Source organism: Paraburkholderia sp. EG304, from assembly GCF_046543485.1.
Lineage (GTDB): Bacteria > Pseudomonadota > Gammaproteobacteria > Burkholderiales > Burkholderiaceae > Paraburkholderia > Paraburkholderia youngii.
Window position 1 is genome coordinate 38578 of the sequence record NZ_JBKGUA010000013.1, and the last position, 26050, is coordinate 64627.

The 26050-nt window shown below is 64.7% G+C and carries 23 protein-coding genes; 8 read left to right on the top strand and 15 right to left on the bottom strand.

The window, feature by feature from the left end; translation table 11 throughout:
• Positions 1-888, bottom strand: coding sequence for an enoyl-CoA hydratase/isomerase family protein (locus tag ACLFKU_RS17480; RefSeq protein WP_410849887.1), 888 nt, complete (start codon positions 886-888; stop codon positions 1-3).
• Between ACLFKU_RS17480 and ACLFKU_RS17485 the strand changes: the two genes are divergently transcribed.
• Together ACLFKU_RS17485 and ACLFKU_RS17490 are read left to right on the top strand one after the other, a co-directional pair.
• A complete protein-coding gene (locus tag ACLFKU_RS17485) occupies positions 862-1167 on the top strand; it encodes an isochorismatase family cysteine hydrolase (RefSeq protein WP_410849888.1) in 306 nt (101 codons plus the stop codon). The genes ACLFKU_RS17480 and ACLFKU_RS17485 overlap by 27 nt on opposite strands.
• A gap of 140 nt (positions 1168-1307) precedes the next feature.
• On the top strand, positions 1308-1898 hold the full coding sequence (locus ACLFKU_RS17490) for a winged helix-turn-helix transcriptional regulator (protein ID WP_410849889.1): 591 nt from the start codon (positions 1308-1310) through the stop codon (positions 1896-1898).
• 41 nt (positions 1899-1939) lie between these two features.
• Here ACLFKU_RS17490 and ACLFKU_RS17495 read toward each other — a convergent pair whose 3' ends face one another.
• From ACLFKU_RS17495 to ACLFKU_RS17510, 4 genes are all read right to left on the bottom strand, one after another.
• On the bottom strand, positions 1940-2398 hold the full coding sequence (locus ACLFKU_RS17495; RefSeq protein ID WP_368586844.1) for a MarR family winged helix-turn-helix transcriptional regulator: 459 nt from the start codon (positions 2396-2398) through the stop codon (positions 1940-1942).
• A 256-nt stretch (positions 2399-2654) separates the two neighbouring features.
• Positions 2655-2927: a hypothetical protein gene (locus ACLFKU_RS17500; RefSeq protein WP_410849890.1), complete on the bottom strand. Its 273-nt coding sequence runs from the start codon at positions 2925-2927 to the stop codon at positions 2655-2657.
• 69 nt (positions 2928-2996) lie between these two features.
• Positions 2997-3443: an Ohr family peroxiredoxin gene (locus ACLFKU_RS17505; protein ID WP_368586842.1), complete on the bottom strand. Its 447-nt coding sequence runs from the start codon at positions 3441-3443 to the stop codon at positions 2997-2999.
• A 97-nt stretch (positions 3444-3540) separates the two neighbouring features.
• A complete protein-coding gene (locus tag ACLFKU_RS17510; RefSeq protein WP_410849891.1) occupies positions 3541-3987 on the bottom strand; it encodes an Ohr family peroxiredoxin in 447 nt (148 codons plus the stop codon).
• A gap of 401 nt (positions 3988-4388) precedes the next feature.
• Between ACLFKU_RS17510 and ACLFKU_RS17515 the strand changes: the two genes are divergently transcribed.
• Entirely contained in the window at positions 4389-5093 is a 705-nt protein-coding gene (locus ACLFKU_RS17515) for an SDR family oxidoreductase (RefSeq protein WP_410849892.1), read from the top strand.
• Between the two features lie 89 nt (positions 5094-5182).
• On the opposite strand, the gene ACLFKU_RS17520 is transcribed toward ACLFKU_RS17515, so the two are convergent.
• Genes ACLFKU_RS17520 through ACLFKU_RS17530 form a run of 3 tightly spaced genes read right to left on the bottom strand, consistent with a single transcriptional unit; the run spans position 5183 to position 9214 of the window.
• Positions 5183-6487, bottom strand: a complete 1305-nt coding sequence (locus ACLFKU_RS17520) for a c-type cytochrome (protein ID WP_410849893.1) — start codon at positions 6485-6487, stop codon at positions 5183-5185.
• A gap of 17 nt (positions 6488-6504) precedes the next feature.
• The gene (locus tag ACLFKU_RS17525; protein ID WP_410849894.1) at positions 6505-8757 is read right to left on the bottom strand and encodes a molybdopterin cofactor-binding domain-containing protein; all 2253 of its coding nucleotides are present in this window, start codon (positions 8755-8757) and stop codon (positions 6505-6507) included.
• Position 8758: 1 nt separating this feature from the next.
• On the bottom strand, positions 8759-9214 hold the full coding sequence (locus ACLFKU_RS17530) for a (2Fe-2S)-binding protein (RefSeq protein ID WP_368586837.1): 456 nt from the start codon (positions 9212-9214) through the stop codon (positions 8759-8761).
• A gap of 359 nt (positions 9215-9573) precedes the next feature.
• On the opposite strand from ACLFKU_RS17530, the gene ACLFKU_RS17535 reads away from it, so the two are divergent.
• A complete protein-coding gene (locus ACLFKU_RS17535; protein WP_368586836.1) occupies positions 9574-9972 on the top strand; it encodes a hypothetical protein in 399 nt (132 codons plus the stop codon).
• A gap of 252 nt (positions 9973-10224) precedes the next feature.
• Here ACLFKU_RS17535 and ACLFKU_RS17540 read toward each other — a convergent pair whose 3' ends face one another.
• Together ACLFKU_RS17540 and ACLFKU_RS17545 are read right to left on the bottom strand one after the other, a co-directional pair.
• Positions 10225-11172 carry a peptidoglycan DD-metalloendopeptidase family protein gene (locus ACLFKU_RS17540; RefSeq protein WP_410849895.1) on the bottom strand — a complete coding sequence of 316 codons (948 nt, stop codon included), beginning with the start codon at positions 11170-11172 and terminating at the stop codon, positions 10225-10227.
• Between the two features lie 426 nt (positions 11173-11598).
• On the bottom strand, positions 11599-12777 hold the full coding sequence (locus ACLFKU_RS17545; RefSeq protein WP_368586834.1) for a porin: 1179 nt from the start codon (positions 12775-12777) through the stop codon (positions 11599-11601).
• A 526-nt stretch (positions 12778-13303) separates the two neighbouring features.
• Here ACLFKU_RS17545 and ACLFKU_RS17550 point away from each other — a divergent pair.
• Both ACLFKU_RS17550 and ACLFKU_RS17555 read left to right on the top strand, forming a co-directional pair.
• Positions 13304-14416: an OpgC domain-containing protein gene (locus tag ACLFKU_RS17550; RefSeq protein WP_410849896.1), complete on the top strand. Its 1113-nt coding sequence runs from the start codon at positions 13304-13306 to the stop codon at positions 14414-14416.
• A 121-nt stretch (positions 14417-14537) separates the two neighbouring features.
• Positions 14538-15410 carry an alpha/beta hydrolase gene (locus ACLFKU_RS17555; RefSeq protein WP_410849897.1) on the top strand — a complete coding sequence of 291 codons (873 nt, stop codon included), beginning with the start codon at positions 14538-14540 and terminating at the stop codon, positions 15408-15410.
• A gap of 7 nt (positions 15411-15417) precedes the next feature.
• Here the strand turns inward: ACLFKU_RS17555 and ACLFKU_RS17560 are convergent, their stop codons facing one another.
• Positions 15418-16512: an AI-2E family transporter gene (locus tag ACLFKU_RS17560; RefSeq protein WP_368585368.1), complete on the bottom strand. Its 1095-nt coding sequence runs from the start codon at positions 16510-16512 to the stop codon at positions 15418-15420.
• Between the two features lie 343 nt (positions 16513-16855).
• Between ACLFKU_RS17560 and ACLFKU_RS17565 the strand changes: the two genes are divergently transcribed.
• Both ACLFKU_RS17565 and ACLFKU_RS17570 read left to right on the top strand, forming a co-directional pair.
• Positions 16856-17143 carry a DUF3331 domain-containing protein gene (locus tag ACLFKU_RS17565; RefSeq protein ID WP_013091570.1) on the top strand — a complete coding sequence of 96 codons (288 nt, stop codon included), beginning with the start codon at positions 16856-16858 and terminating at the stop codon, positions 17141-17143.
• A 284-nt stretch (positions 17144-17427) separates the two neighbouring features.
• Positions 17428-20013, top strand: a complete 2586-nt coding sequence (locus tag ACLFKU_RS17570; protein WP_410849898.1) for an adenosylcobalamin-dependent ribonucleoside-diphosphate reductase — start codon at positions 17428-17430, stop codon at positions 20011-20013.
• Between the two features lie 57 nt (positions 20014-20070).
• On the opposite strand, the gene ACLFKU_RS17575 is transcribed toward ACLFKU_RS17570, so the two are convergent.
• The 4 genes from ACLFKU_RS17575 to ACLFKU_RS17590 all read right to left on the bottom strand — a co-directional run bounded on the left by ACLFKU_RS17575 (position 20071) and on the right by ACLFKU_RS17590 (position 26007).
• Entirely contained in the window at positions 20071-21027 is a 957-nt protein-coding gene (locus ACLFKU_RS17575) for a dimethyl sulfoxide reductase anchor subunit family protein (protein ID WP_410849899.1), read from the bottom strand.
• A 19-nt stretch (positions 21028-21046) separates the two neighbouring features.
• Positions 21047-21817: a 4Fe-4S dicluster domain-containing protein gene (locus tag ACLFKU_RS17580; protein WP_410849900.1), complete on the bottom strand. Its 771-nt coding sequence runs from the start codon at positions 21815-21817 to the stop codon at positions 21047-21049.
• Positions 21818-21838: 21 nt separating this feature from the next.
• Positions 21839-24790: a molybdopterin-dependent oxidoreductase gene (locus tag ACLFKU_RS17585; RefSeq protein WP_410849901.1), complete on the bottom strand. Its 2952-nt coding sequence runs from the start codon at positions 24788-24790 to the stop codon at positions 21839-21841.
• 218 nt (positions 24791-25008) lie between these two features.
• Complete coding sequence (locus ACLFKU_RS17590) at positions 25009-26007, bottom strand: Ldh family oxidoreductase (protein WP_410849902.1); 999 nt, start codon at positions 26005-26007, stop codon at positions 25009-25011.
• Positions 26008-26050: the final 43 nt, after the last annotated feature.

A 26050-nucleotide genomic window follows, 5' to 3' on the forward strand; every position in this document is an offset into this window, starting at 1 on the left:
CTATAGCGTGTCATCGTCGCCCGCCGGCCCTAGCGTGGGCATGTACTTGCCAAAATTCAGTTCGAAGTCGCTCGGCACGCCATAGGCGAGGCTACGGAGCTTGGCGCGACGTGCCTGCCCACCTGGCGAGGCGAGAGCCGGAAAGAACATGTCGATGCTCGACTGGAGTTCGGCGGCCGTCGGCGTTCCGACGCGATTGATCTGGGCTTTCGCGGCGCCGAGCGTTTCACGGTCGAATGACGCCAGACGCCGCGCAAGCGTTTCGACGAAAGAGTCGAGGTCGTCATCATCCAGCGTGCGGTTCACCCAGCCATATCGTTCGGCGACGTCGGCATCGAAGTCGTCGGCGCTGAGCACGATCTCGAGCGCCCGCGAACGGCCGACCAGGCGCGGCAGCCACTCGAGCGCTCCGCCGCCAGGGACCAGACCGACGCCGACCTCGGGGTTACCGAACAAAGCATTCTGCCTGCTGGCGAACCGCATGTCGCAGGCGAGCACGAACTCGTTGCCGATACCGCGCGTACGGCCGCGAATCTTTGCGATGCTCACCACTGGCGCAGACGACAGGCGCAGTACTAAGTCGCGCCAAAGGCCGAGCACCTCCGGTCGTTCGGCAGCCTTGGCTACGTCGAGATGGGCGACGAAAAAATCGGGATTCGCCGACTGAAACACCACGACCTTGACGGACGGGTCCGACTCGAGATCGGCCATTAGTGCGTCCAATTCGACGATCGTCGCGGGAACGAACATATTGATCGGCGGGTTGCTGAAGGTGATCGTCCACCGGCCAGGATTGCTGCGGTCGATGTCGAACTGCGAAGAGTCGGACATGGTGCTTCTCCTAAAACGATTGGGTTCTGTGTGAATCCGGGTGACATCATCGCTCATGAGCACTGGGGTCAAAGCGGCTTTGCTAACACCGACCTCGACTTTCAGCTCAAACAGCAAGGCATCACGCACGTGATCGTCGTCGGCTTGCTGGCGAATACATGTATCGAGTCCACGAGTCGCTTCGCAATGGAACTCGGCTATCACGTCACACTCGTGCGAGACGCTACAGCCGCCTTCATCAAGGAAATGATGCGCGCCGCACACGATCTGAACGGTCCCACGTTCGCCCATGCGATCCTGACAACCGCACAACTGGTTGCCGCACTTCCCGCCTGATCGCTAAGATTTCCGCACGCACTGCTGCGCAATGGATCAGCGAGTCACCGGCTCCTCACGCGTGCGTTGAGCCGCAAACCTGCGCCAATATTGCTATGATTATCATACTTACGATCGCTGCGATTTCGATGGAGGTTTGAATGAGTGCATTGCCCGCCAAGAGCGATACGCTGTGCCCGATCGCGTTGTCTCAGGCTGTCATCGGCGACCGCTGGGCGGTTCTGATCCTGCGCGAACTGTTTATGGGCAATCGGAGATTCGACAGTCTGGTGGCGCAGTCGCAAGCGACGCCGCAGATGCTCTCGTCCCGGCTCAAACGGCTCGAAGCGGACGGCATGATCGAGCGCAAGCGCTACATGGCAACGCCCCCTCGTTACGAATATGAACTCACCGAGATGGGCCGAGCGTTTTACCCGGTCATGCTGGCGCTTCGCGAATGGGGCGAAAAGTGGCATAAACCGCAGGGCAAGGACGTCGCGGTACGCTTCACGCATGTCACGTGTGGCAACGATGCCGGCCTTGGCACCGTTTGCCAGGCCTGCGGTGAACCATTGCGGCGCGAAGATCTGAAGACTGAGCTGAGCCCGTCCTACGCGCAGGAGCGCGCGAGCCGACAGGATGCAGCGAAGACCGGCAAGCCTCTGGCTGATCGCACTCGCTCGTCTAAACCAGGTCCCCGCGAGGTTCGGTCCGCCGGGAAGTCCCCCGTGAGGCGCCAAAAAGTCCGTTGAATGCAGACATGGGCGCCCCCTGCTAAGCGACCGTTACGCGTTCATTCGTCGTTCTGGACTGACTTGATAAGATTGTTCCGCAACGTCACGACCGACGCCTGAATTTTCGCGAACTCGTCGGACGCAAGCCCTGTCTCGACGGGGTTCATCTTCAGCGCTTTTTCGCGCAGCCGCCTGCCGCTCTTCGTGAGACTGATCCGCACCTGGCGCTCGTCGCCGGGATCGCGTTGCCTTTCCAGATAACCCATCGCCTCGAGTTTCTTCAACATTGGCGTAAGCGTGTTCGATTCGAGAAACAGCTTGGCGCCAAGACCGCTGACGGTCTGATTGTCCTCCTCCCACAACGCAATGATCGCGATGTATTGCGGGTAGGTAAGCCCGAGTTCCTCGAGTATCGGCTTGTATGCCTTGCCAAAAGCCAGGTTCGCGGAGTAGACCGCAAAGCACAGGTAATCGGAAAGCATCAGATTTTCGGGTGCCAGTTGATCCTTGGGTTTCATGTGCATCCTCCTTGGCTGGAGCCTGACGTTTCGCAAGATATACATCGCATACGATTATATCGCGCTACAACATATGGCGCATCGCTTCCTGAAGGCGACAACCTACCGTCGGCGAAGAACGCCCGTACGGCATCGTAGAACCGCTCTGAACGCTGCTTCTTTGTCAGTGGCTAAATCATCGACCGTCCGATTGCCGTGACCGGCGCGCAGCCACAACGTGGATGTGCGCCGGCCAAGCGACAAAAGGATCGACGATCTAGTGGTGTGCGAAAAGGTTGCCACTCGACGTCACGGCGACATGGCTGCCCGATTCCGACTGTCCGGAAACCGCACCGCCGTACGCCCTTTCCGGGGCAGCCTGGTCCTCGCGCTCCGAGGCGACGGTTCGCAGGCTCGGACCGCTTTGCGATGCCGGTGCGCCAATCGAGGGCTTGTAGAACGGGGCCGGTCCATAGCCGCTGGCGAACGCGGGTGCGGTGACGGATGCGGAAACTGCCACGAGCAGTGCAACGATGAGCTTGGTCTTCATGATGGGAATTCCTTCAAAAATGTTCAGTGAAGGGCACCTGTCTCGGGCAGAGACACGTGCCCTGACGGATTACGCCGTGACGATGTTGGTGCTGACCTCGATGTTGCCGCGCACCGACTTCGAGTACGGGCAGATCTGATGGGCCAGGTGCGCAATTTTCTCGACGACTTCCTTGTCCACGCCGGGCACGCGGACGTCGAACTCGGCGCCGAGGAACCACGCGGCCCCGGTCTGCCCGATGTTCACCCGGATGTCCACCGAATAGTCGGGCGGCAGCGTGACCTTGTTCAGTTGGGCCGCGATGCCGAACACGGTGGTGTAACAGGCCGACCAGGCGCCGGCAAACAGCTGCTCGGCTCGCGGGTGCGGTTCGGTGCCGACGTAGTCGAGCGTCTCGACGGTAGGCGCGGTCAGCTTGAGGTCGTAGACGCCATATTCGCCGCGCTGGGCTGCGGGGTCGCGATTGACCGTGGCGTGGGAGTTGCCTGCAGCGAGGACTTTTTCGATCTTTTCCATGATGGATTCCTGTATGTATGGGGGTATCAAACGGGGTATCAACGGGGTATCAAACGGATTTGACTATTGTACGATTAAATCGCGTACGATATATATGTCACGCTGTGACGACGTTCAGGCCGACCTCGATGTTGCCGTGCACGGCCTTCGAGTACGGGCAGATCTGGTGGGCGCGGTTCGCGATCGCCTCGACGACTTCCACCGCCAGACCCGGCGCGCGGATGGTGAACTGCGCGCCGAGACAGAACCCGTTACCGATGGTGCCGATACTGACCTTGATGTCCACGGAATAGTCGGACGGCAGCGTGACCTTCTTCAGCGAGGCCGCAATTTCGAAGGCGCTGATGTAACAAGCTGACCACGCCCCGGCAAACATCTGCTCGGCTCGCGGGTGCAGCTCGGTGGCAATGAAATCGCGGCTTTCACCGTCGAGCGCCGAGAGCTTGAGGTCGAGCACGCCGTGCTCACCGCGCTGGAGCTCGGGGTCGTGGTTGACCGTGGCGTGGGAGTTGCCTGAGAAGAGGACTTGGTCGATCCGGGTCATGATGGGTTCCTGTGTGAATAAGGGGGTTAAGCGTCTTAGATCGCATGCGATGTAATCGCTTGCGTCGAATAATGGAGAAAGACGCACCCGTTGTCAATCGCAAAAGATTTAATCGCATACGAGCAGCCGATAGAGGAAACGAATAATTCGCCCGAAGCCTCGCCGCACTTGACGGTATGAATATCATAGTTATATGCTGCGCCCATTGTCATACGCGACGCGTGAGAGGTCACGAATCGTCCGACATAAGCCGTACGGCGCCGGCTGCGCGACGCGATTGGCTGCTGCGCGGCAAAGGCGCAGCGCAATGGCTCGGTTAGCGAATGCAGCCTCGTTTCCACCACATCTCACGCGCACCGCGAGCCGGCGCGCATGCGATTCACCACGTGAAAGGAAGGACTATGAAGATCGAAGATGCTGTCGTTTTCGTGACGGGCGCGAACCGCGGGCTTGGCCTGGAGTTCGCGAAACAGGCGCTCGACCGCGGGGCGCGGAAGGTCTATGCGGGCGCTCGCGATCCGGCCAGCGTGAGCTTGCCTGGAGTCGTCCCCATCAAGCTCGACGTGACCGATCCGGCGGCCGTGGCCGCGGCTGCCGATGCGGTTCGCGACCTCACGCTGCTGATCAACAACGCGGGCATCGCGCGACTCGGCAGCCTGACGGACGACGGCGCGCTCGGCGCGTTGCGCGATCACTTCGAAACCAATGTCTTTGGCATGCTGGCGATGTCGCGTGCGTTCGCGGGGAGCCTCGCCGCGAACGGCGGCGGTGCGATCCTGAACGTGCTGTCGGTCGCGAGCTGGGTGAACCGGCCGATTCTGTCTGCCTACGGCGTGTCGAAGTCGGCCGCGTGGGCGCTGACCAACGGCCTGCGCCAATCGCTGCGCGAGCAGCGCACGCAGGTCATCGGGCTGCATGCAGGTTTTATCGACACGGATCTGGTGCGCGACCTGGAAGTGCCGAAGGCAACACCGGCCGACGTCGTGCGCCAGGCGTATGAAGCTATCGAGGCCGGCTCGGAGGAAGTGTCCACCGACGAATTCACCCGGCAGGTGAAGGCTGGACTGTCGGCAGGCATCTATCTGAACGACTCGACGCCACGCTGATCGCGCGGAAGCGGTCCCGCCAAAAAAAAAGCGGCAACCCTGCGCTGCATGGGTTGCCGCTTTTGCGTTGCGCCGCACTTACCTCTCGATCAGCGCCCCGCCTGGGTCGACTGCCGCAACTTCGCCACCTCCGCCGCCCCAACCGCCGGTGCGCCGTTGTTCCAGCCCGCGCGCACGAAGCTCAGCACGTCGGCGATCTGCTTATCGTCGAGCACCGCCGCGAAGCCGGGCATCGGGAACGGCGACGGTACGCCGTTGATCACGAGGTCGCCGGTGCCGTTCAGCGTCACGTTGATCAGCGACGACGCGTCCTTCGCGAGCACGTTCGGATTGCCGGCCAGCGGCGCGAGCATCGGCGCGAAACCGCGTCCGTCGACACCGTGGCAATGCATGCAATACGCGGTATAGACGCGCGCGCCGGCATCGTTCGCGGGTCGATCGAGCGACACCTTCGTCGCCTGCGGATCGTACGTATAGGCCGCCGCGCCGTTGCCGCCCACCGGCGGCAGCGACTTCAGATACGCCGACACCGCCGCGACGTCCTGATCGCTCAGCGCTTGCGTGCTGTTGTTGATCACGCTCGTCATCGCGCCGAACGCCGACGCGTGGCGATTCGCGCCGGTCTTCAGGAACGTGCGCAGATCTTCGTCGCTCCAGCGGCCGAGCCCGGCGTTGTGCTCGCCGGTCAGGTTCGACGCGAACCAGCCGTCGAGCAGCGCGCCGCTCAGGAACGCGCTGCCGCTTTCGTCGAGCGCGCTTTCCTGGAACGCAACGCCGCGCGGCGTGTGACACGACCCGCAATGTCCGAGCCCTTGCACCAGATACGCGCCGCGATTCCACGCGACGTCCTTGCCCGGCTTGTCGCGGTATGCGCCCTTTTCGAGAAACGCCATGTTCCAGAACATCAGCGGCCAGCGCATGTTCAACGGCCACTTGATGTCGGACTCGCGATTCGCCTGCTGCACCGGTGCGACGCCGCGCATGAAGAACGCGTACAGCGCCTTCACGTCGTCGTCGTTGACCTTCGCGTAAGACGGATACGGCATCGCCGGATACAGGTTGTGGCCGTCTTTCGCGACGCCCTCGCGAAGCGCCCGCGCGAAGTCCGCTTCGGTGTAGCCGCCGATGCCGGTCTGCGCGTCGGGCGTGATGTTGGTCACGTAGATGCGGCCCATCGGCGTGTTCATCGGCAGGCCGCCGGCGAACGGCTTGCCTTTCGGCGCGGTGTGGCAGGCCGCGCAATCGCCGAGTTGAGCGAGATAAGCGCCGCGTTGCACGAGCGCTTGATCGGCTGCGCCGGCACCCGCCGGAGTCGCGGCATCAGCAGGCGCTTGCGCGAGAAACGGCAAGGCGACGCACAGCGCCGCGCCAAGACCCTTCAGCTTGTTTTTCATGTCGGGCTCCTTGCGCGTCACGCGCTGTGCAGTTGACGGCCAACCGGCAATTGCCGCAGCCGCGTGCCGGCGGCCGCATAGATCGCATTGGTCAGCGCGGGCGCGAGCGCCGCGGTGCCGGGTTCGCCGATGCCGCCGGGCGCCTCGCCGCTCTTCACGAGATGCACGTCGATCGGCGGCGTTTCGTTGATGCGCAAAATCCGGTAGTCGGTGAAGTTGTTCTGCTCGACGCGGCCGTCCTTGATCGTGATCTCGCTGTACAGCGCGGCCGTGATGCCGAAGATGATGCCGCCCTGCACCTGCGCCTCGATCGTGTTCGGATTGACGTACATCCCGCAATCGACCGCACAGTTCACGCGCTTGACCGTGACCTCGCCCTGTTCGACCGCGACCTCGACGACGATCGCGAAGAAGCTGCCGAACGCGTGCATCACCGAGACGCCGCGCCCTTGCCCCTTCGGCAGCGCGCTGCCCCAGTTGCCGGCCTGCGCGGCCACGTTCAGCACGTTCAGCGCGCGCGGCGATTTGCCGAGCAGATTGCGCCGGTACTGCACCGGATCGATCTTCGCGTGCGCGGCGAGTTCGTCGATGAAGCTCTCGACGACGAACGTTCCGCGCGTCGGGCCGACACCGCGCCAGAACGCGGTGGGCACCGCGTGCGGTTCCACGCGCACGTAGTCGACCAGCTGGTTCGGCAGGTCGTACGGCAGATCGGCGGCGACTTCCACCGCGTCGGGATCGAGCCCGTTCTTGAACGCGGGTGGCGCAAAGCGCGCCATGATCGACGAACCGGCAATGCGATGCTGCCACGCGATCGGTTTGCCGTTCGCGTCGAGCCCGGCCGAGATCGTGTCGTAGTAGTACGGCCGGTACATGTCGTGCTGGATGTCTTCCTCGCGCGTCCACAGCACTTTGACCGGCGTCGACACCTGTTTGCCGACCTTCACGGCCTGCGTGACCATGTCGGTTTCGAGCCGCCGCCCGAAGCCGCCGCCGAGCAGATGGTTGTGCACGATGATCTTGTCGGCAGGCAAGCCCGTGACCGCGGCCGCCGCATCGACGACGCGCGTCGGCACCTGCGAGCCGAGCCAGATTTCGCACGCGTCGCCGCGCACGTGGACCGTGGCGTTGACCGGCTCCATCGTCGCGTGCGCGAGGAACGGCTGCTGGTAGACCGCGTCGACGCGCGACGTCGCATCGCCGAACGCGCGGCCGACGTCGCCGTCCTTGCGCGCTACCGCGCCGCCGTGTTGCGAGGCCGCCGCGAGATCGTCGACGATGCGCTTCATCGATAACTGCGCGCCCGCGCCTTCGTTCCACTTGATATCGAGCGCCTGCAAACCGCGCTTCGCGGCCCACGTGTGGTCGCCGATCACCGCCACCGCGTTGTCGAGCTTGATCACTTCGCGCACGCCGGGGATCTGCTTCGCATGCGTAGCGTCGACACTCGCGAGCGTGCCGCCGAACACCGGGCAGTTCGCGATCGCCGCGTAGACCATGCCGGGCAAGCGCACGTCGAGGCCGAACTGCGCGGTGCCGTCGACTTTCTCCGGCGAATCGAGACGCTTCGCCGGCTTGCCGATCAGCTTGAAATCCTTCGGGTCTTTCAACGGCACGTTCTGCGGCGCGGGCAGCGCCGAGGCGGCCTGCGCGAGCTGACCATAGCTCGCGCTGCGATTGCTGGCCGCGTGGATCACCTGCCCGCCTTGCGCATGGCAACTGGCCGGATCGACCTGCCACTGCTGCGCGGCCGCGTTGATCAGCATCACGCGCGCGGTCGCGCCCGCGCGGCGCATCGGCTCCCACGCGAAGCGGATCGACGTCGAGCCGCCGGTCAACTGGCCGCCGAGCAGCGGGTCCATGAAGAGCTTTTCGTTGGGCGGCGCGTGATCGAGCGTGACCGAGTCGAGCGGCACTTCGAGTTCCTCGGCGATCAGCATCGGAATCGACGTATAGACGCCCTGACCCATCTCGACCTTCGGTATCACCAGCGTGACCTTGCCGGCGGTGTCGATCTGGATGAACGCGTTCGGCGCGAACACGCCGCTTTGCGGCGCCTCGTTCGCATCCCCGCCGATCACGCTCTTGCCCGCCTTCTGATCCTGGCTCGCGGCCGGCATGCTGAAGCCGAGCAGCAGACCGCCGCCGGCCGCGGCGCCGACCGTCACACCGAATTTGAGGAACGTGCGCCGCGAGATGCCGCGTGCATGCCGCGTGGTGGTGCCGGTCGGCTGTGCGCCGGTCTGTGCATCGAGCAATCCCTGGGACATGTCAGGCCCCCTTCGCGGCTTGCTTGATCGCCGCGCGCACGCGGTGATAGGTGCCGCAGCGGCAGATGTTGCCCGCCATCGCGGCGTCGATGTCGGCGTCGCTCGGATTGGGATTGCGCGCGAGCAGCGACGCCGCCGACATCACCTGCCCCGACTGACAGTAGCCGCACTGCACGACGTCGAGTTCACGCCAGGCCTGCTGCACTTTCTGACCCGCGGGCGTCGCGCCGACCGCTTCGATCGTCACGATCTTCCGGTCGCCGACCGCCGCCGCCGGGAACACGCACGAACGCACCGCGACGCCATCGAGATGCACGGTGCATGCGCCGCATTGCGCGATGCCGCAGCCGAACTTGGTGCCGGTCAGCCCGACGAGATCACGCAGGACCCACAGCAGGGGCATGTCGGGCGGGGCATCGACGGTATGGGTTTCGCCGTTGATATTGAGCGTTGTCATGAGCGGCTCCGGTGGGGATGTTGTTGTGGTCACGCGGTTTAGATCGCGACACCGCACCAGAGCGCGAACATGCGCCGTTTTGTTCGGCATGTCGCGCTAATCCGCGATGAAAAGCGGCCTGTGATCGAGCGGGTATCGACAGAAAACCGGCCGATTGTAGTCGTGTCGAAAGAACTGCGCTTTGGCGGTGCCAGGCGGCACGTCGCATGCTATGCGGGGTGGATCGCATGTGCCGGCTGGGGCGATGCGTTACCATCGATGGATTGATCCGTCAGCGTGATCGCGCGACCCGCTGCATCGCACCGAGTGGTGTTGCGACGCGCGATTCCGTCGTGTCACCTCAGCCGCTGGAGCCGCCGATGAACGACCCGCAATGCATTCAATTCCTCACGGATGTTCGCCGACCATTGCTTGCGCTGCACAAGGCGATTCTCGATCACGAACGCGCCGCATACGAAAAGGAGTTCGGCCCGGTGACGCCGGCGGCATTCCTGCAGGTGCTGATCAACGGTTCGGGGTTTCGCTGGCTGACGCCGCTATCGACGGTGATCGCGAGCGTCGATGAGATTCTCGACGACGCGGAAGCCGAGGCCGGCGACCGCCTCGCAACCGCCGAGGCCGTGATCGGACTGTTCTCGCCCGATCAACCGAACAACCACTTCCTGCCGCGTTATCTGCCGCTGTTGCAGGCCGATCCGGCGATCCTGCATTACCACGGCGAGGTAGCGCGTTTGCTGCGCGGCGTGCAAACGACGTAACGGCGATTCGCGCGGAGCACGGCGGCGGCGCGTGCGCTGCTTGCCGGCTCCCGCATTTCCTCACCGTTGACAAGCGGCCGCGCGTCGATGCGGCATCCGTCGATGGTTGGTACTTTTGCGTGAATTGAGCGAAATGCGCTGGCGTGAAGGTACTTTCGCAACGATTTCTCGACCGACTGGAAGGCACGGCCGATCAGATTGCCTGGGTTAGCTGAATAAATTCAAGGTGAGCTTTTGCGGGAACGCCGAAGCTCAACTGCGCCCCTGCGGCAGATAACGCAGCGGATCGACCGGCTTGCCGTCGTGCCGCACTTCGAACCCGACCGACACACGCGAATTGTTCTCGTCGCCCATCTCCGCGATCTGCTGACCCTTGCGGACGATGTCGCCCATCTTGACCAGCAGTTTGCGGTTGTGCGAATACGCGGTCAGAAAATCCTTGTTGTGTTCGACGATGATCAGGCTGCCATAGCTGTTCAGTCCGGTGCCCGCGTACATCACCTTGCCGTCCGCGGCAGCTCGCACCGGATCGCCCGCTTTGCCGCCGATTTCGATGCCGCGTGTTTCGCCCGGCTGAAACGCTTCGACGACGCTGCCCGCGGCAGGCCACGCGAGCGTCACGCTGCTCGCATGCCGGCGGGTTTCCCGCGTGACCTGGCGGACTTCCGCGGCATCCGGAGCGGGTGCTGCGGACTGCGTCGAGGCTTGTGCCGACGTTGGCGCTGTCGCTTGTGAATCACCCGGCGCCGCGGGTCGCGCCGCCGCCTTCGCGGCGGCCGCCGCATTGGCCGCCTTGACCGCGCGCACCGTCTCCGGCGACGCGACGTGCAGCACCTGCCCCGGCTTCAGCCGCGCCGATGCCTTCAGAGCGTTCCATGCCTGCAACTGCTTGACGCTGATGTGGTGACGCTGCGCGACCCGCGCGAGCGTGTCGCCGCGCCTGACCCGATACACCAGCGGCGGCGACTTTTTCAGCTGCGCGTTATCGCTGGCGTCGATCGACAGCGGCGCGTCTGCCGCCGCATCGCCAGACGTTGTTCCCATCGCATTCGCCGCCAGCACGCCGGACGCTGCGTTGGTGCTGTTTGCCACATTGTTCTGCGCATTCGGCTGCCCGACGTTCGCGCAACCGCTGACGGCCAGCGCGACCCATGCGCCGGCGAGACCGGCCAAGATCGTTCTGTCGAAACGCTTTCTCATTCTGTCCGACTCCTGCTGTATAGATGCGCAAGCCGGATACGCCGATGCCGCTGACAAGGCGCGCGATCTTTGGCCGCGCGGCCTTCCCGGCGACACGGCGAAGCTGCCTCGTACGGCGCTCATTCCGTGCCTGCTTGCCGATCAAATTTCTCGCGGAATTCTAAAGTGCCGTTTAATAAAAACGTCCCGCGCCACACACTCTGATACAGACGTTACGAGCCGTATTTCCGCGTTACGACGGCACGTGTTTGGGCACATCAACGACGCACACGTCGCCGCTTCAGCGCGGCACGTTCAGACTCGTTGACATTCGACTTATCGGCAGACGCGAGGGGAACTTGAATAGTCATGCGGCGCGCCGGAGGGCGCAAAAAAGCCAGCCTTCGAAATCCGAAGGCTGGCCGATCCGCGTTTGACAGCAGCGAACTAGAACTTATGCCGGATCGCCGCGCGCACGACGACCTGTTTCGACGTCGACGACGGCGACTGCGTGCCGGGGATGAATGCGAAGTCGAGGACCGACAGTGTGGAATCGCCGGCGACCTGTTGATACGCGCCCTGCAGATAGAGGTCGGTGCGCTTGGACAGGTTGTAGTCGGCCATCAGCCCGAACGTATGGATGCGCGGCTTCACGCCGCCGTTCGATGCGTCGTAGGTTTCCATCGTGTACACGTACTGCGCGCCGACGAACAGCACCGGCGAAATCTGATACTTGCCGTTGATCTCGAAGTTCTGATACTTGAGCGAGTTCAGCAGCACGCCCGGCGGCGTGACGGGCACGAGCGGCACCGGCGGCTCGATGCCGAGATAGCCGTTTGCGGTCGGCTCCAGATAGTTCGAGTTGCTGTAGACGAAACCCGCCGTCGCCGGTCCGAACGTATAGGTGATGCCGCCGCCGAACACGCGCATGCGCGTCGCGACGAAGCCCGCGTCGTTGGTGGCGACCGCGCCGTTCGCGCTGCCGCCCGGATTGTCGGCCTGCAGATATGCCGCCGCGACCAGCAGCCCGCCATACGCGTACTGGCCGCCGAAGCTGTACGCGCGATTGTTGGCGAAGCCCGTGTCGTTGCTGAAGCTGTAGGTGCCGCCGAACTGGAAGCCCGAGATCGACGGGCTCGCGTACTTGACGGTGTTGTTCAGGCGAAACGTGTTGTCGGTGTTGTCGTTGTCGAACGGATGCGAGAACAGCTCGCCGCCCCAATTGCCGTTGGCCGTGGTCTGCGCCAGGTAATCGACGACGGAATCATATTGTCGGCCAAACGTTAGCGTGCCGTACGCCTGCGAACTGAGTCCGACGAAAGCCTGACGGCCGAACAGGCGGCCGCCCTGCCCGAGCCGGCCGGAATTCAGATCGAAACCATTCTCGAGCTGGAAGATCGCCTTCAGTCCACCACCGAGATCCTCGGAGCCCTTCAGGCCCCAGCGGCTCCCCTGTGCAAGCCCGCTGGCGAGTTCATAAACATGGCCGTGGCCGACATTGTTCGTGTAGTTGATGCCTTCGTCGATCACGCCATACAGCGTGACGCTAGTCTGCGCGACGGCAGGCACGGCAAGAACGGAAGACGCAGCAACGGAGACAGCCAGCGCGAACACTTGCTTGTTCATGATGATCTCCCTGCACCTCGAGTGATGGGACAACTCGATCCGGCCGCTTTGTTCTTTTTGCTCTTTATTCTCGTCATTTTCCCAGCAGTTCTGAGGACTGCTCCAATGGCTGCGCTTTCCAGAAATCCTCACACGACATCGTCCGGCCGTCCATGAGTGGATGCGCCAAGTATCGGGAATGTTGCTAATTCTCCACTGCGCGTTGTTTCCTCTTTTTTCGTAAGGTCGGTTCAGGTAAACGGCAGCTGCTGCTGCCGATCTCGCTGCGTCATTGTCATGAAAAGAAATATAATCCCGTGCCTCTGCTGCCATGCAACGGAACTCGATGCCGCAGCGAAGGTCACCTTTACAGCCCGCTGACGCGCCGCCTCGAAAAGGCGGCCGAAGTCGGCGACGCGGACCACAGGCGACGCCAACCCGGATCGCCTTCCCGCCGCAGCACCCAATCCCATATTAAAAAGCCTTGTGAGACGCCCGCCGCGCTGGATCAGCGCGCCGTCGCACGGGGCTGCTTTTGACTCGAACAATGCCTGACAAGCCCTCCTCCCGCCTGATCGAGCTGGACTTTTTCCGCGGACTGGTTCTGCTGATCATCGTGGTCGATCACATCGGCGGCAGCATTCTGTCGCGCGTGACGCTGCATGCGTACGCGCTGTGCGATGCCGCCGAAGTGTTCGTGTTCCTCGGCGGCTTCGCGACCGCCACCGCCTATGCAACGCTCGCCGAGCGGCGTAACGAGACGATCGCGCGCGGCCGCTTCGTGCGCCGCTCGTTCGAGATCTATCGGGCGTTTCTCGTCACCGCCGGGCTGATGCTGCTGGTCAGCGCGGTGCTCACCGCATTCAGCATCGACGGGCCGAATCTCGCCACGACCGATCTCGACGACCTGATCGACACGCCGCTCGCCGCGCTGCGCGACATCGTGCTGCTGCGCCGCCAGCCGTACCTCGCGTCGGTGCTGCCGATGTACGCGTTCTTCGCGCTGCTGGTGCCCGCAATCCTGCCGCTCGCGCGCAGCAAGCCATGGCTGCTGGTCGTCGGCAGCGTCGCACTGTGGGCTGGCGCGCCGGCGATCAGCAAGTACTTGCCCGCCGCGCCCGACATGCACTGGGACTTCAACCCGTTCGCGTGGCAACTAATGTTCGTGCTCGGCGTGCTCGCACGCTGCCAGCCGGTGTATCAGCGGACCAGCGCGCATCGATCCGGCTGGCTCGTCAGCGTGCTGGCGTTCGCGGTGGTCGTAGGCGCCGCGTACTACAAGCTCGTGCTGCTGCATGCGCCGCTTGCCGCAAGCTTCAAGGAGAACCTGTCCTACCTGCGCGCGGGCAACTTCCTCGCGATTGCATGGTTCGTCGCCAATCTGATCGAGCTCGGCTGGGCGAAGAAGGTCGCGCGGCGGCTGCCGTGGGTCGGCTTGATCGGCCGTCAGGGGCTGCTGTGCTTCATTGCCGGCGCGGTGATTTCGCTGGTGATCGACTCGGTGCTCTACGCGGCGACGGATGGTTACCTGAACTATCCGCTCGGCCTGCTCGCCGACGCCGCCGCAGTCGGCGCGCTGTTCGCCGTCGCGCTCGGCGTGGAGCCGCTGAAGCGCTTCGTCGGGCGGTTCGTCGACGGGCGGCTGCGGACCTCAAGCTGAAGAACTTTGCGCGCATAAAGCGCCGTCCGTCTGCCGCCACGTTCCATCTCAAATCTGGCGCCAATGCTGATAGGATGACGGCCGCGCGCGAATCCCGCGCCAGCCGGCCATCCTCACTGACATGCGTCGATTCCTCTGTTTCGCCCTCGCACTGCTTGCCTCCGCCGTCGGCGCGCCCGCGTTCGCGAGCACGGTCGCGAGCCGCAGCTTCCATTCCGATGCGCTCGGCCGCGACTGGAGCTACACGATCTACCTGCCGGCAGGCTATCGCGCGGACGGTCCGCGCCTGCCGGTGCTCTACCTGCTGCACGGCAATAACGGCGACGCCAACGACTGGCTCACGCAAGGTCATCTACAGAGCGCCGCCGACACGCTGATCGAGCGCAAGGAGATCGCGCCGGTCGTGATCGTGATGCCGCAAGGCGGCACGGACTGGTACGTCGACCGCAAAGAAAAGATGGAGAGCGCGTTCTTCGGCGATCTGCTGCCCGAGATCGAAACGCACTACGCGGTCGCGACGCAGCGCGGCGGCCGGATGATCGGCGGCGTGTCGATGGGCGGCTTCGGCGCGCTGCGCTACGCGCTGACGCAGCCCGAGATGTTTTGCGGCGCGCTGCTGCTGAGTCCCGCGATCTACGCGAACGAGCCGCCGCGCGCGTCGGCGGCGCGGCGGGTCGGCGTGTTCGGCGAGCACCAGTTCGATCCGCGCATCTGGCGCGAGCTCAACTATCCGGCGCAGTGGGACCGCTATATGAGCCAGCCGTATCGTCTGCCGATGTTCATCGCATCCGGCGACGACGACCTCGACATCCAGGCCGACGCGTCGCTGCTGTACACGCATCTGCGGCTCGCGGGCAATCCGGCTGCGCTGCGGATCATCGACGGCGGCCACACATGGGACGTGTGGAGCGCGCTGTTGCCCGCCGCGCTCAAATACACGCTCGGCTGCGTGAAGCCGCCGGCGCAGGAGCATCCGTCGAATCAACGGCCTTGAGCCGGCGCTACTCCACGAGATCGGTCCACAGTACCATCAGCACCGTCATCAACGCGGGGCCGATGAAAATCCCCAGCAGCCCGAACGTCTCGGCGCCGCCGAGAATACCGAACAGCACAAGGAGAAACGGCAGGCGCGTCGAATTGCCGATCAGCACCGGCCGCACGAAGTGCTCGGCGACGAACACGACGACCGCGCCGAATATCAGCAGCCCGGCCGCCGCGACCATCGAGCCCTGCACGAGCAGCCACAGCGCCGCGAGACCGAACACGATCGGCGCGCAGAACGGCAGCATCGCGGCGATCGCCGTGACGAAGCCGAGCAGCGCCGCATGCGGCACGCCGGTCACGAAGTACGCGACGCCAAGCAGCAGGCCCTCGCCGACGCCGACCACGATCAAGCCCGACACGGTGCCGCGCACCGCGGTCCCCATGTGCGCGACGAGGTCCGCGCCGCTATCGCCGAAACCGCGTCGCGCGGCCTTCAGCAACGAACCGGACAGGCGCGGCCCCGCCTGAAAAATCACGAACAGCGTGATCAGCATGAACGCGAACACCATTGCCGCATGCGCGGCGCGGGCGCCGAAATGCCGGCCAAGCGTCATCACCGTTTCGCTGTGCAAGCCTTTCATCGCCGCCGAACCGCGCAGTGGCTGAGCGAGATTGGCCTGCCACCACGAGCTGATCTGCTGCACGCCGAACGGCAGACGGTTGATGAAGTCCGGCAGCGGAATGCCGTTTTCCTGCACGCTGCGGAACCAGTCGTTCAGCTCGTGCGCCTCGCGCAGCGCCTGCGCGATGCCGAGCCCGACCGGCAGCAGCACCAGCACGGCGATCACGAGCGTGAAGACGGTCGCGAGCAAGGTCGTGCGCCCCCTGAACCACTGGCTGCTCGCCACCTTGTGCAGCAGCGGCCACAGCGCAATCGCGACGACCGCCGCCCACGCCACTACCACGATGAAATCGCGCACCACCCACAATGCGAGCAGCACGAGCCCGATGTAGAGCACGACCGACGCGGCCCGCTGCTTTTTCTGGCGCTCCGCGGCGACGGACGACGCTTCGGGAGAGTTGGGCGGTACGGCGGGAGGGCGTGGAATCATGTGAACTCTGGTGTTTTTGAACGGTGTGCGCGCGAGCCGACCTGAAAAATTCAAACCCGCTACACTGACGGCTCGGTTTGCCGCCCGACACCCAACATCTTAAAGGAAGCGTTGCCGCCCTTTTCCCGGCCGCTCTCCTAGTCGCGCCACAGGCAACACAGCGTTGCAAAAATAGGCATTATTAAAAAAGCACATAAAAACCGCTTGCAACGCCCGTCGTTTCAGCCAGTCGCAAATGTCAAGTGTGATTATTGCTAATTCCGGAACGGTGTTTCAACGATGACACAATGGCTATCCGGCGCGCACGGGACTAAATTCGGCACTCCACAATACGGAGTCGATGATGACCCTGGAGTCCATCCCCCTCGACGGTAGCAATGGCGTACGCATCGAAATTCTCGAGAGTTCCGACACGACGCTGGTGATCCGCTGGGTCGAGCCGGGCCGCTGCCACTACGGTGAGCAGCGCTGGCGCCGCCGCTCGGCGCATTCGTCCGGCACCTGCGCGGTGTCGCGCCGCAAGATCCGCCGCGGTGACCCGGTGTTCAAGCCGGCCGAGCGCCCGGCGCCGTCGAATGCGTCCGCGATGATCTGCGCGGAAATTCTCGAACCGCTGCTCGAAGCGGCCTGACGCACGGAACGTTCCCGAGTACCGCGGCCGGAGCGCGAGTTTCAACCCGTTGCCCTCGCGGTCGATCTCCCTACTGCCCACGCGCCCTCAACGACAGTGTGCCCGGCCGACGCGGCATCGCATGATGCGCCGCCGCGCCGGCACCGCCCCCGGTTGCCGCCCCGCGCCTCGTGCGTTAAGGTGGATTCGTTGCGCTCGCCCGACCGCCGGCTCGCTATCCGGCGTCGGCTGCGCGCCTTCCACCACCGCGCCGCGCCCGCCGCGACGCCGTTTGAGGGCCGATCATGGCAGAAGACACGCCGCAAACCCGCGCGGCCACCGCCGCTTCCACGCCTCCCGCTTCCTCCGCTGCTCCCGCTTCGCTGATCCCGCCGCCGCAATTCTCGCTCGACGTGCTGCTCGAAAAGTATGCGAAAGGCGATGAGCAATCCGCCGACGACGTGTATCGACGCGTCGCGCGCGGCGTTGCCGAGGCCGAGCCGCCCGAGTTGCGCGCGTCGGTCGAGGAACAGTTCGTCGACAACATGCGCCACGGCGCGCTCGGCGCGGGCCGCATCATGAGCGCGGCGGGCAGCGGCATCGCCGCGACGCTGATCAACTGCTTCGTGCAGCCGGTCGGCGATTCGATCCAGGGCGTCGACGAACAGGGTTTGCCGGGCATCTACGTGGCCCTGCTCCAGGCGGCCGAAACGATGCGCCGCGGCGGCGGCGTCGGCTACAACTTCTCCGCGATCCGGCCGAAGGGCGCGCGGGTTCACACGACCAGCTCGGCCGCCTCGGGTCCGTGCAGCTACATGGACGTGTTCGACGCATCGTGCCGCACCGTCGAAAGCGCGGGCTCGCGACGCGGCGCGCAGATGGCGGTGCTCGACTGCAACCATCCGGACCTGCTCGAATTCATCGAAGCCAAGCATTCGAAGGGACGTTGGAACAACTTCAACGTGTCGGTCGGCGTCACCGACGAATTCATGCGCGCGGTCGAGAACGACGAGCCATGGCAACTGGTCCATCGCGCCGAGCCGTCACCGGCGCTGCGCGCGGCCGGCGACGTGCGGCAGCGCGAAGACGGCCTGTGGGTCTATAGCGAACATCCGGCGCACGCGATCTGGGACCGCATCATGCGCTCGACGTACGACGTCGCCGAACCCGGCATCGTGTTCATCTCGCGGATGAACGAGGACAACAATCTGCGCGCGGTCGAAACGATCCGCGCGACCAATCCGTGCGGCGAGCAGCCGCTGCCCGCCTACGGCTGCTGCAACCTCGGGCCGCTCAATCTGACGCGCTTCGTCGTCGATCCGTTCGCGCAGATGCAGGGGCGCCAGCCGTCGTTCGACTGGGACGGCCTCGCGCGCCGCACCCGCACGCAGGTGCGCTTTCTCGACGACGTGCTCGACGTCACGCTGTGGCCGCTGCCCGAGCAATACGCCGAATCGCGCGCGAAGCGGCGCATCGGCGTCGGCTTCACCGGCCTCGGCGATACGCTGGTGATGATGGGCCTGCGCTACAACTCGCAGGAAGGCCGCGATTTCGCGGTGCGCATCGCGCAGTTGATGCGCGACGAAGCATATCGCGCGTCGGTCGAACTTGCGAAAGAGCGCGGCGCGTTCGAGCTGTTCGACGCCGCGCGCTATCTGGAAGCCGGCACCTTCGCGTCGCGTCTGCCCGACGACATCAAGCAGGCGATCCGCCGCGACGGCATCCGCAACAGCCATCTGCTGTCGATCGCGCCGACCGGCACCGTGAGCCTCGCGTTCGCGGACAACGCGTCGAACGGCATCGAGCCGGCGTTTTCGTGGACTTATACGCGCATGAAGGTGATGGCCGACGGCGGCCGTGAATCGTTCGACGTCGAGGACTACGCGTACCGGCTTTATCGCGAGCTGGGCGGCGATGTGACCAGGCTACCGGACTATTTCGTCAGCGCTCTGCAGATGTCCGCGCGCGACCATCTCGACATGATGGCGGCCGTGCAGCCGTACGTCGACACGTCGATCTCCAAGACCGTCAACGTGCCCGCCGACTATCCGTTCGACGCTTTCGAAAGCCTCTACTTCGATGCATGGAAAAGCGGGCTGAAGGGCCTTGCGACCTATCGCCCGAACGACACGCTCGGCGCGGTGCTGAGCGTGTCGTCCGCACAGGCCGACGACACGCTCGCCGAGATGGATCAGGACCCGCTGCGTATCGCGATCGATCATCGGCCCAGGGGCGAATTGCCGGCGATCATCGAGAAGGTCGAGTATCTGACTCAGGCGGGCAAGAAGTCGCTATATGTCGCGGTGTCGTTCATTGAGGTGACGGGGCGGCTCGGCGGCGAGGACGTCACCATCGAGCGGCCTATCGAGTTCTTCATTCCGGTCGGTCAGCGCGACGAGTCGCAGCAATGGATCACTGCGACGATGCGTTCGCTGTCGCTGGCCGCGCGCGGCGGCTTCGTCGCGCGCAATCTGCAGGACATGCGCAAGGTGTCGTGGGATCGCGGCCAGGTGCGGCTTGGTGACGTGCAGCGGCTCGACGGTCATCGCGCGCCGCGCTGGCACGATTCCGAAGTGGCGGCGCTCGCGTTCGCGATCCAGCAGATCCTGTATCGACGCGGCTTTCTCGACGCCGAGGGCAATCAGGTCGCGTCGCGGATGCTCGCGCGTTTGCCGCGCGGGCAAATGAAAACCGAGCTGGCGCTGTCCGCCGATTTCGGCCTCCGTGCGAATCCCGCGGATAGCGCCGACACGTTGCTGCAGCCTAACGGCACGCAAGGGCTGCACACGATGCTCGGACGCAAATGCGCTTCGTGCGGCGCGAATGCGGTGATTCGCAAGGACGGCTGCGATTTTTGCACCGCATGTGGGGAGGTGGGGGCGTGCGGGTAGTGTGAGGTTGGGAGCGCGGTGGCCTCGCGGCCAGACGCGCTCATCGGGGGCTATGCTTCACCCCACCCTCGCGTAATAAAGATTCTGCGGATGCTTCGCCTCCGCGAAGAAAAACCAGCGCTCCGCCACGAGTCCCGCATACTGCACGAGACAAGCCGCAGCCAGCAAGCCGAACGACGCACCAAGCGAAAGTAGTCCCGCGCCGAGCGCGATCAACACGACCGGCACGATGAACGCACCCGCGAGAAAGCCCCATTTGACGCCACGCAACGTGCGCGCCGATTTGCCGTGAAAGAACTCGCGCAGATTGAACGCGCCGCCCGTGAAGCCCCGTGACACCTGCACGAGCTTCGGATTGCGAATGCCCGTCGCGCTCTGCACCGTCGATTTCGGCCGCAAGCGTGCATTGCGCAGCAGCGACGCCGTGCGGCTCGCGCAGCCGGCGAGCGTCAGCACGCACGCGCAGATCGCCAGTCCCAACGTCAACTCGGGCGCGAACCATGCGCTCAATGCGGTCGCGAGCGTCGAGCCCGATGCGCAGCCGAGCAGCACGAAGTTCACCAGCGTCAGCGGCGTCGCCCACTCCTGGAGAAAACGCAGGCACGCGTAGATCATCGCGGTGCAGACGAACAGCGCGGCGCTAGCGAGCACGCCGAGCCAGCCGAGCGCGAGCGACCATGACGAGCCGAGCCAGTGCGCGACGCCATACAGGAACGCGCACGCGAGAAACGCCGGCAGGCACAAACACTCACGCGACAGCCACGACGTGCGCCACATCGCGATCGCGCGCCACGCGCGTTCCGGATGGCCGAGATGGAAGAACGACGCGATCAGACCAAGACCGCCCAGCAGCACCGCGAGCGCCGCGCCGCTCACATAGAACGCGGTAGCGGCGGCCGGTTGCGCAACGACGCCCAACCATGCCGCACTCTCGACGCCGACGAGCGCGGTCAACAGCCCCTGCGCCGCGCCGCTCAGCGTCGTCAGGAAGACTACGGAAAAAGCCGGATTCATCGTGTGGCCTCGTTGTCGTTCAGATGCGCGTCGCGATCGACGCGAGATGCACTTCGCCACGCGCGAGCTGCGCCTCGAGTCGCGAGTCGGGCGAGCCCGACATGTGCGTCGCATCGTCTGTGGTCGTTCCCGACGATTTGCACGAGCATGCGTCGCTGCCGCAACCCGCGGCGGTGGTCGGCACGCGCGGCAAATAGTGATTGGCGGGACGCGTGCCCCACTCCGGCATCAACTGATAGCCGCCGCGCTCGCGGATCGCCTGCGACACCACCGACTCCGGATCGTGTATGTCGCCGAACAGCCGCGCCGATGTCGGGCACGCGAGCACGCAGGCCGGCTTGCGATCGCGCTCGGACAGATGCTCGTCATGAATGCGATCGACGCACAGCGTGCACTTGCTCATCTCCTTGCGCGCTTCGTCGAGTTCGCGCGCGCCATACGGGCACGCCCACGCGCAATACTTGCAGCCGATACAGCGATCGAAATCGACCAGCACGAGACCGTCTTCCTTGCGCTTGTAGCTCGCGCCGGTCGGACATACCGGCACGCAGGGCGGGTCCTCGCAATGCAGGCACGACTTCGGAAAATGGATCATCTCCGTGTCGGGGAAGCTGCCCGCTTCGAAACTCTGCACGCGGTTGAAGAACGTGCCGGACGGGTCCGCGTCGTACGGATTGAAATCGGCGAGGCTGCCCGATTCTCCCGACGTGTTCCACTCCTTGCAGCTCGTCACGCACGCCTGGCATCCGACGCATACGTTCAGATCGATCACCAGCGCCATCTGGGTCATTGCAGGCTCCTTGCCATGGCTTCAACGATCGTCGCCGTCAGGTTCGGCGCGTCGCAACGTCCCGCGCAGGCGCGCCGCGAATTCGCCGCGTCCCGCGAAATAGGTCTGGACGATGCGCGACACCACACTCTTCTGTGCAACCGCACCGGGCAATCCGGGCATCGCATCGAACTGCGGCAGCGTGTGCCGCGCGTCGGCTTCGGCCGGATAGATGCGTACGCGCACGTCGTACCAGGCGGCCTGGCCCGTCACAGGATCGGAGTTCGACATGCGCGCGGGCGCGTCGTCGCGGCCCGGCAATTCGTCGGTGATCAGGTGATTGAGCAGGAAGCCGCGCTGCGATTCGTTCGCGTCCGGGCCGAGATTCCATGCGCCCGCCGCTTTGCCGATCGCGTTCCACGTCCATACGGTGCCCGGTTCGACGGTCTCGCTGTAGCGCGCCATGCAGCGCACGCGGCCCCATTGCGACTCGACGTAGATCCAGCCGCCATCCGCGATACCGTTTCCGGCCGCCGTGCGCGGATTCACATACAGATAGTTCTCACCATGGATCTGCCGCAGCCACGCGTTCTGCGAATCCCACGAGTGGTACATCGCCATCGGCCGTTGTGTAACAGCGGCGAGCGGGAATTGCGCAAGATCCGTCGCCGCGCTTTCGAGCGGCGCGTACCAGAACGGCAGCGGATCGAAGTACCGGTCGACGCGCGCTCGCAGATGCTCGGGCGGCTGTCGCCCGCTGGTGCGTCCTTGCGCGGCGAGCCTGAACTTCTGCATCACGTCCGAGTAAAGCTGGATCAGGATCGGCTCGCTGAACTTGCGGAAGCCGTTTTTGACCGCCCAGTCGAGATACGGTCCGTTGCAGTTGCGCATGTACTGCAAGGTCTCGGGCAAGCGGTAATGGAACACGCAGTTGTTGTTCGCGTACTGCTCCCACTGCTTCGGATTCGGTTCGCCGACCAGTGCCTTGTCGCCATCCTTGCCGCGCCAGCCGATCAGAAAGCCGACGCCGGAACCGGGCGACGTCGTGTGATTGACGATGAAGTCCGGGTAGTCGCGAAAGCGCCGGCCGCCATCGGTATTGGTGAACGCGGGAAACTTCAGGCGCGACGCCAGTTCGATCAGCACTTCCTGGAACGGCTTGCATTCGCCGGTCGGCGGCACGATCGGCACACGCACGGAATCAACGGGGCCGTCGAACTCGGAGATCGGCCGGTCGAGCATCGACATCGCGTCGTGACGTTCGAGGTAAGTCGTGTCCGGCAGGATCAGATCGGCGAATGCGGTCATCTCCGACTGGAACGCGTCGCATACGACGAGAAACGGAATCTTGTACTCGCCGTTCGCGTGCCTGTCGGCGAGCATCTCGCGCACGTTCATCGTGTTCATCGACGAATTCCACGCCATGTTGGCCATGAAAATCATCAGCGTGTCGATCGGATAAGGATCGCCGCGCCACGCGTTGGTGATCACGCTGTGCATGACGCCATGCACCGCGAGCGGATATTCCCACGAGAACGCCTTGTCGATACGCACGGGGCCGCCGTGTTCGTCGACGAACAGATCCTCCGGCGCGGCAGGCCAGCCGAGCGGGCCCGTCGCGAGCGGTGTATTGGGTTTCACCGCGTCAGGGCTGTTCGGCGGTTTCGCCGATGGCGGTACCGCACGCGGAAACGGCGACTTGTGGCGAAAGCCGCCGGGGCGGTCGATCGTGCCGAGCAGCGACATCAGCACGGCAAGCGCGCGGATCGACTGAAAGCCGTTCGAATGCGCGGCCAGCCCGCGCATCGCGTGAAAGGCGACCGGGTTGCCCGTTACCGTGTCGTGCGTTTCGCCCCACGCGTCGGTCCAGCGGATCGGCAGCGTGATGCGGTGCCGGCGGCCGGTTTCGATCATTTCGCCGGCGAGGCGGCGGATCGTATCGGCGGGGATGCCGGTGATCTCCGCCGCCCATTCGGGCGTGCAAGCGGCGACTCGCTCGCGCAGCAAGGCGAACGACGGCATGACCGGCTTGCCGTTGGCGAGCGTGTAACGGCCGTCGAGCGCGGGCGTCACGCCGCTCGTGTGATGCGGCACCGCGCGCTGGCTGGCCGGGTCCCACCATAGATGATTCTGCGGAAACAGCGGATTGCCTTCGGCCCGTTCGGGATCGCGCACGAACAAACCGAAGTTTTCGGTCGCTTCGTCGATATCGACCAACTCCGCCGCGTTCGTGTAGCGCTGCACGAACTCGTGATCCCACGCGTCGGCGGCGATCAGTTCGTGCAGGAACGCCATGAACAGCGCACCGTCGGTGCCGGGTTTGATCGGCACCCATTCGTCCGCGATCGCCGCGTAGCCGGTGCGGATCGGATTGATCGCGATGAAGCGGCCGCCCGCGCGCTTGAACTTCGAAATCGCGATCTTAAGCGGATTCGAATGATGATCTTCCGCGGTGCCGATCATGAAGAACAGCTTCGCGCTGTCGAGATCCGGTCCGCCGAATTCCCAGAACGAACCGCCGATCGTATAGATCATGCCGGCCGCCATGTTCGACGAGCAGAAGCCGCCGTGCGCCGCATAGTTGGGCGTACCGAACTGCCTCGCGAACAGGCCGGTCAGCGCCTGCATCTGGTCGCGGCCCGTGAACAGCGCGAACTTCTTCGGATCGGTCGAGCGGATCGCGGCGAGACGTTTTTCGAGCACGTCGAACGCGGTGTCCCACGAGACCGGTTCGAACTGCGCGCTGCCGCGCTGCGCGCCGGCCTTGCGCATCAACGGCTGCGTGAGGCGCGCGGGCGAGTACTGCTTCATGATGCCGGACGCACCCTTCGCGCAAATGACGCCCTGATTCAGCGGATGCTCCGGATTGCCGTCGATATAGCGCACCTCGCCGTCGCGCAGATGCACCCGGATGCCGCAGCGGCACGCGCACATGTAGCAGGTGGTGGTCTTGATATCGAGCCGTTCGTTCTGCGTGCGGGCGTGGTGCTCCATGGCCATCTCCATCGCTGCTTCTGGTGGGCCGAAGCGCGGGTCATTCGCGCTGCCCATACGATATCGATCATCGTATTCGCGCCTGCCTCACAAGGGAAATCGCGATTTGCGACTGAAACTATCCGACGCACCGATAGTTTCGGTCTCGCTTTCAGCTATGCGCTTCTTTCTTCCGCGTGTCCAGTTGCATCAGGCCGGTTGGGTACGCCAGGACTTGTTCAAGCGCGGCCCTCCAGTTGCGCGATCAGCGCATCCGGAATGTCGACGCCGTCTTCGTATGCCGCTTGCGCAAGCTGCTCTCTTCGATAACCGGGCAAGCGCACCTCGTCGTCCATCAGCATCATCTCGATCAGCGCCTCGACACGCGACAGATATGCGTCGTCGCCGGCCAATGCGCCCGGGTCGATCGCCCAGAACAGATGGCCGATGCGCGAGCGCTCGCCCTCCTCGGTCAGGAACGAGCCCGCTTCGTAGCCGAAGTTCGCGCCGGTCAGCGCGGCGGCCAGCAACTCGACCACCAGCGCCAGCATCGCGCCTTTCGCGCCGCCGAACGGCAGCATCATGCCGTCGAGCGCGGCGCGCGCATCGGTGGTCGGCAGACCGTCTCGCGTGGTCGCCCAGCCTTCGGGGATCGGCTTGCCGTCGCGCGCGGCCAGCGCGATCTTGCCGCGCGCGATCTGCGACAGCGCGAGGTCGATGACGAGCGGCGCGCCGTTGCGGCGCGGGAACACGGCCGCGATCGGGTTGGTGCCGAAGAGCGCGCGGCGGCCGCCCCAGGCGGGCATCGCGGCTGGCGAATTGCTGAACGCGAGCGCGACCATGCCGGCTTCGCCGAGCGCGGCCAGATGCGCCGCGCCAACGCCGAAATGATGGCTGCGGCAGATGCCAGCGACTGCACTGCCGTACTGCCGGGCGCGTTCGGCGAGCGTCGCGACCGCCAGATCGCAGGCCGGATATGCGAGGCCGTCAGCGCCGTCGATCAACACGGCGGCGCCGCGATCCGCGACGATGAGCGCTTGCGCGGCCGGATCGACGCGGCCGTTGCGCAATTGCGCGCAGTACATCGGCAGACGCGATACGCCGTGCGAAGACAGGCCGCGCACGTCGGCATAGACGAGCGCGCGCGCCGTCGATTCGGCGGCCGCCGGCAACGCATCCGCGCGGCGCAACGCGCGAATCGCAAGCGCAGTGAGCGCGTCGGGAAACAGTCGGGCCATCGGGTATTCCTTTCCTTGGTTCTATTGTGGGCAGCGCATCACT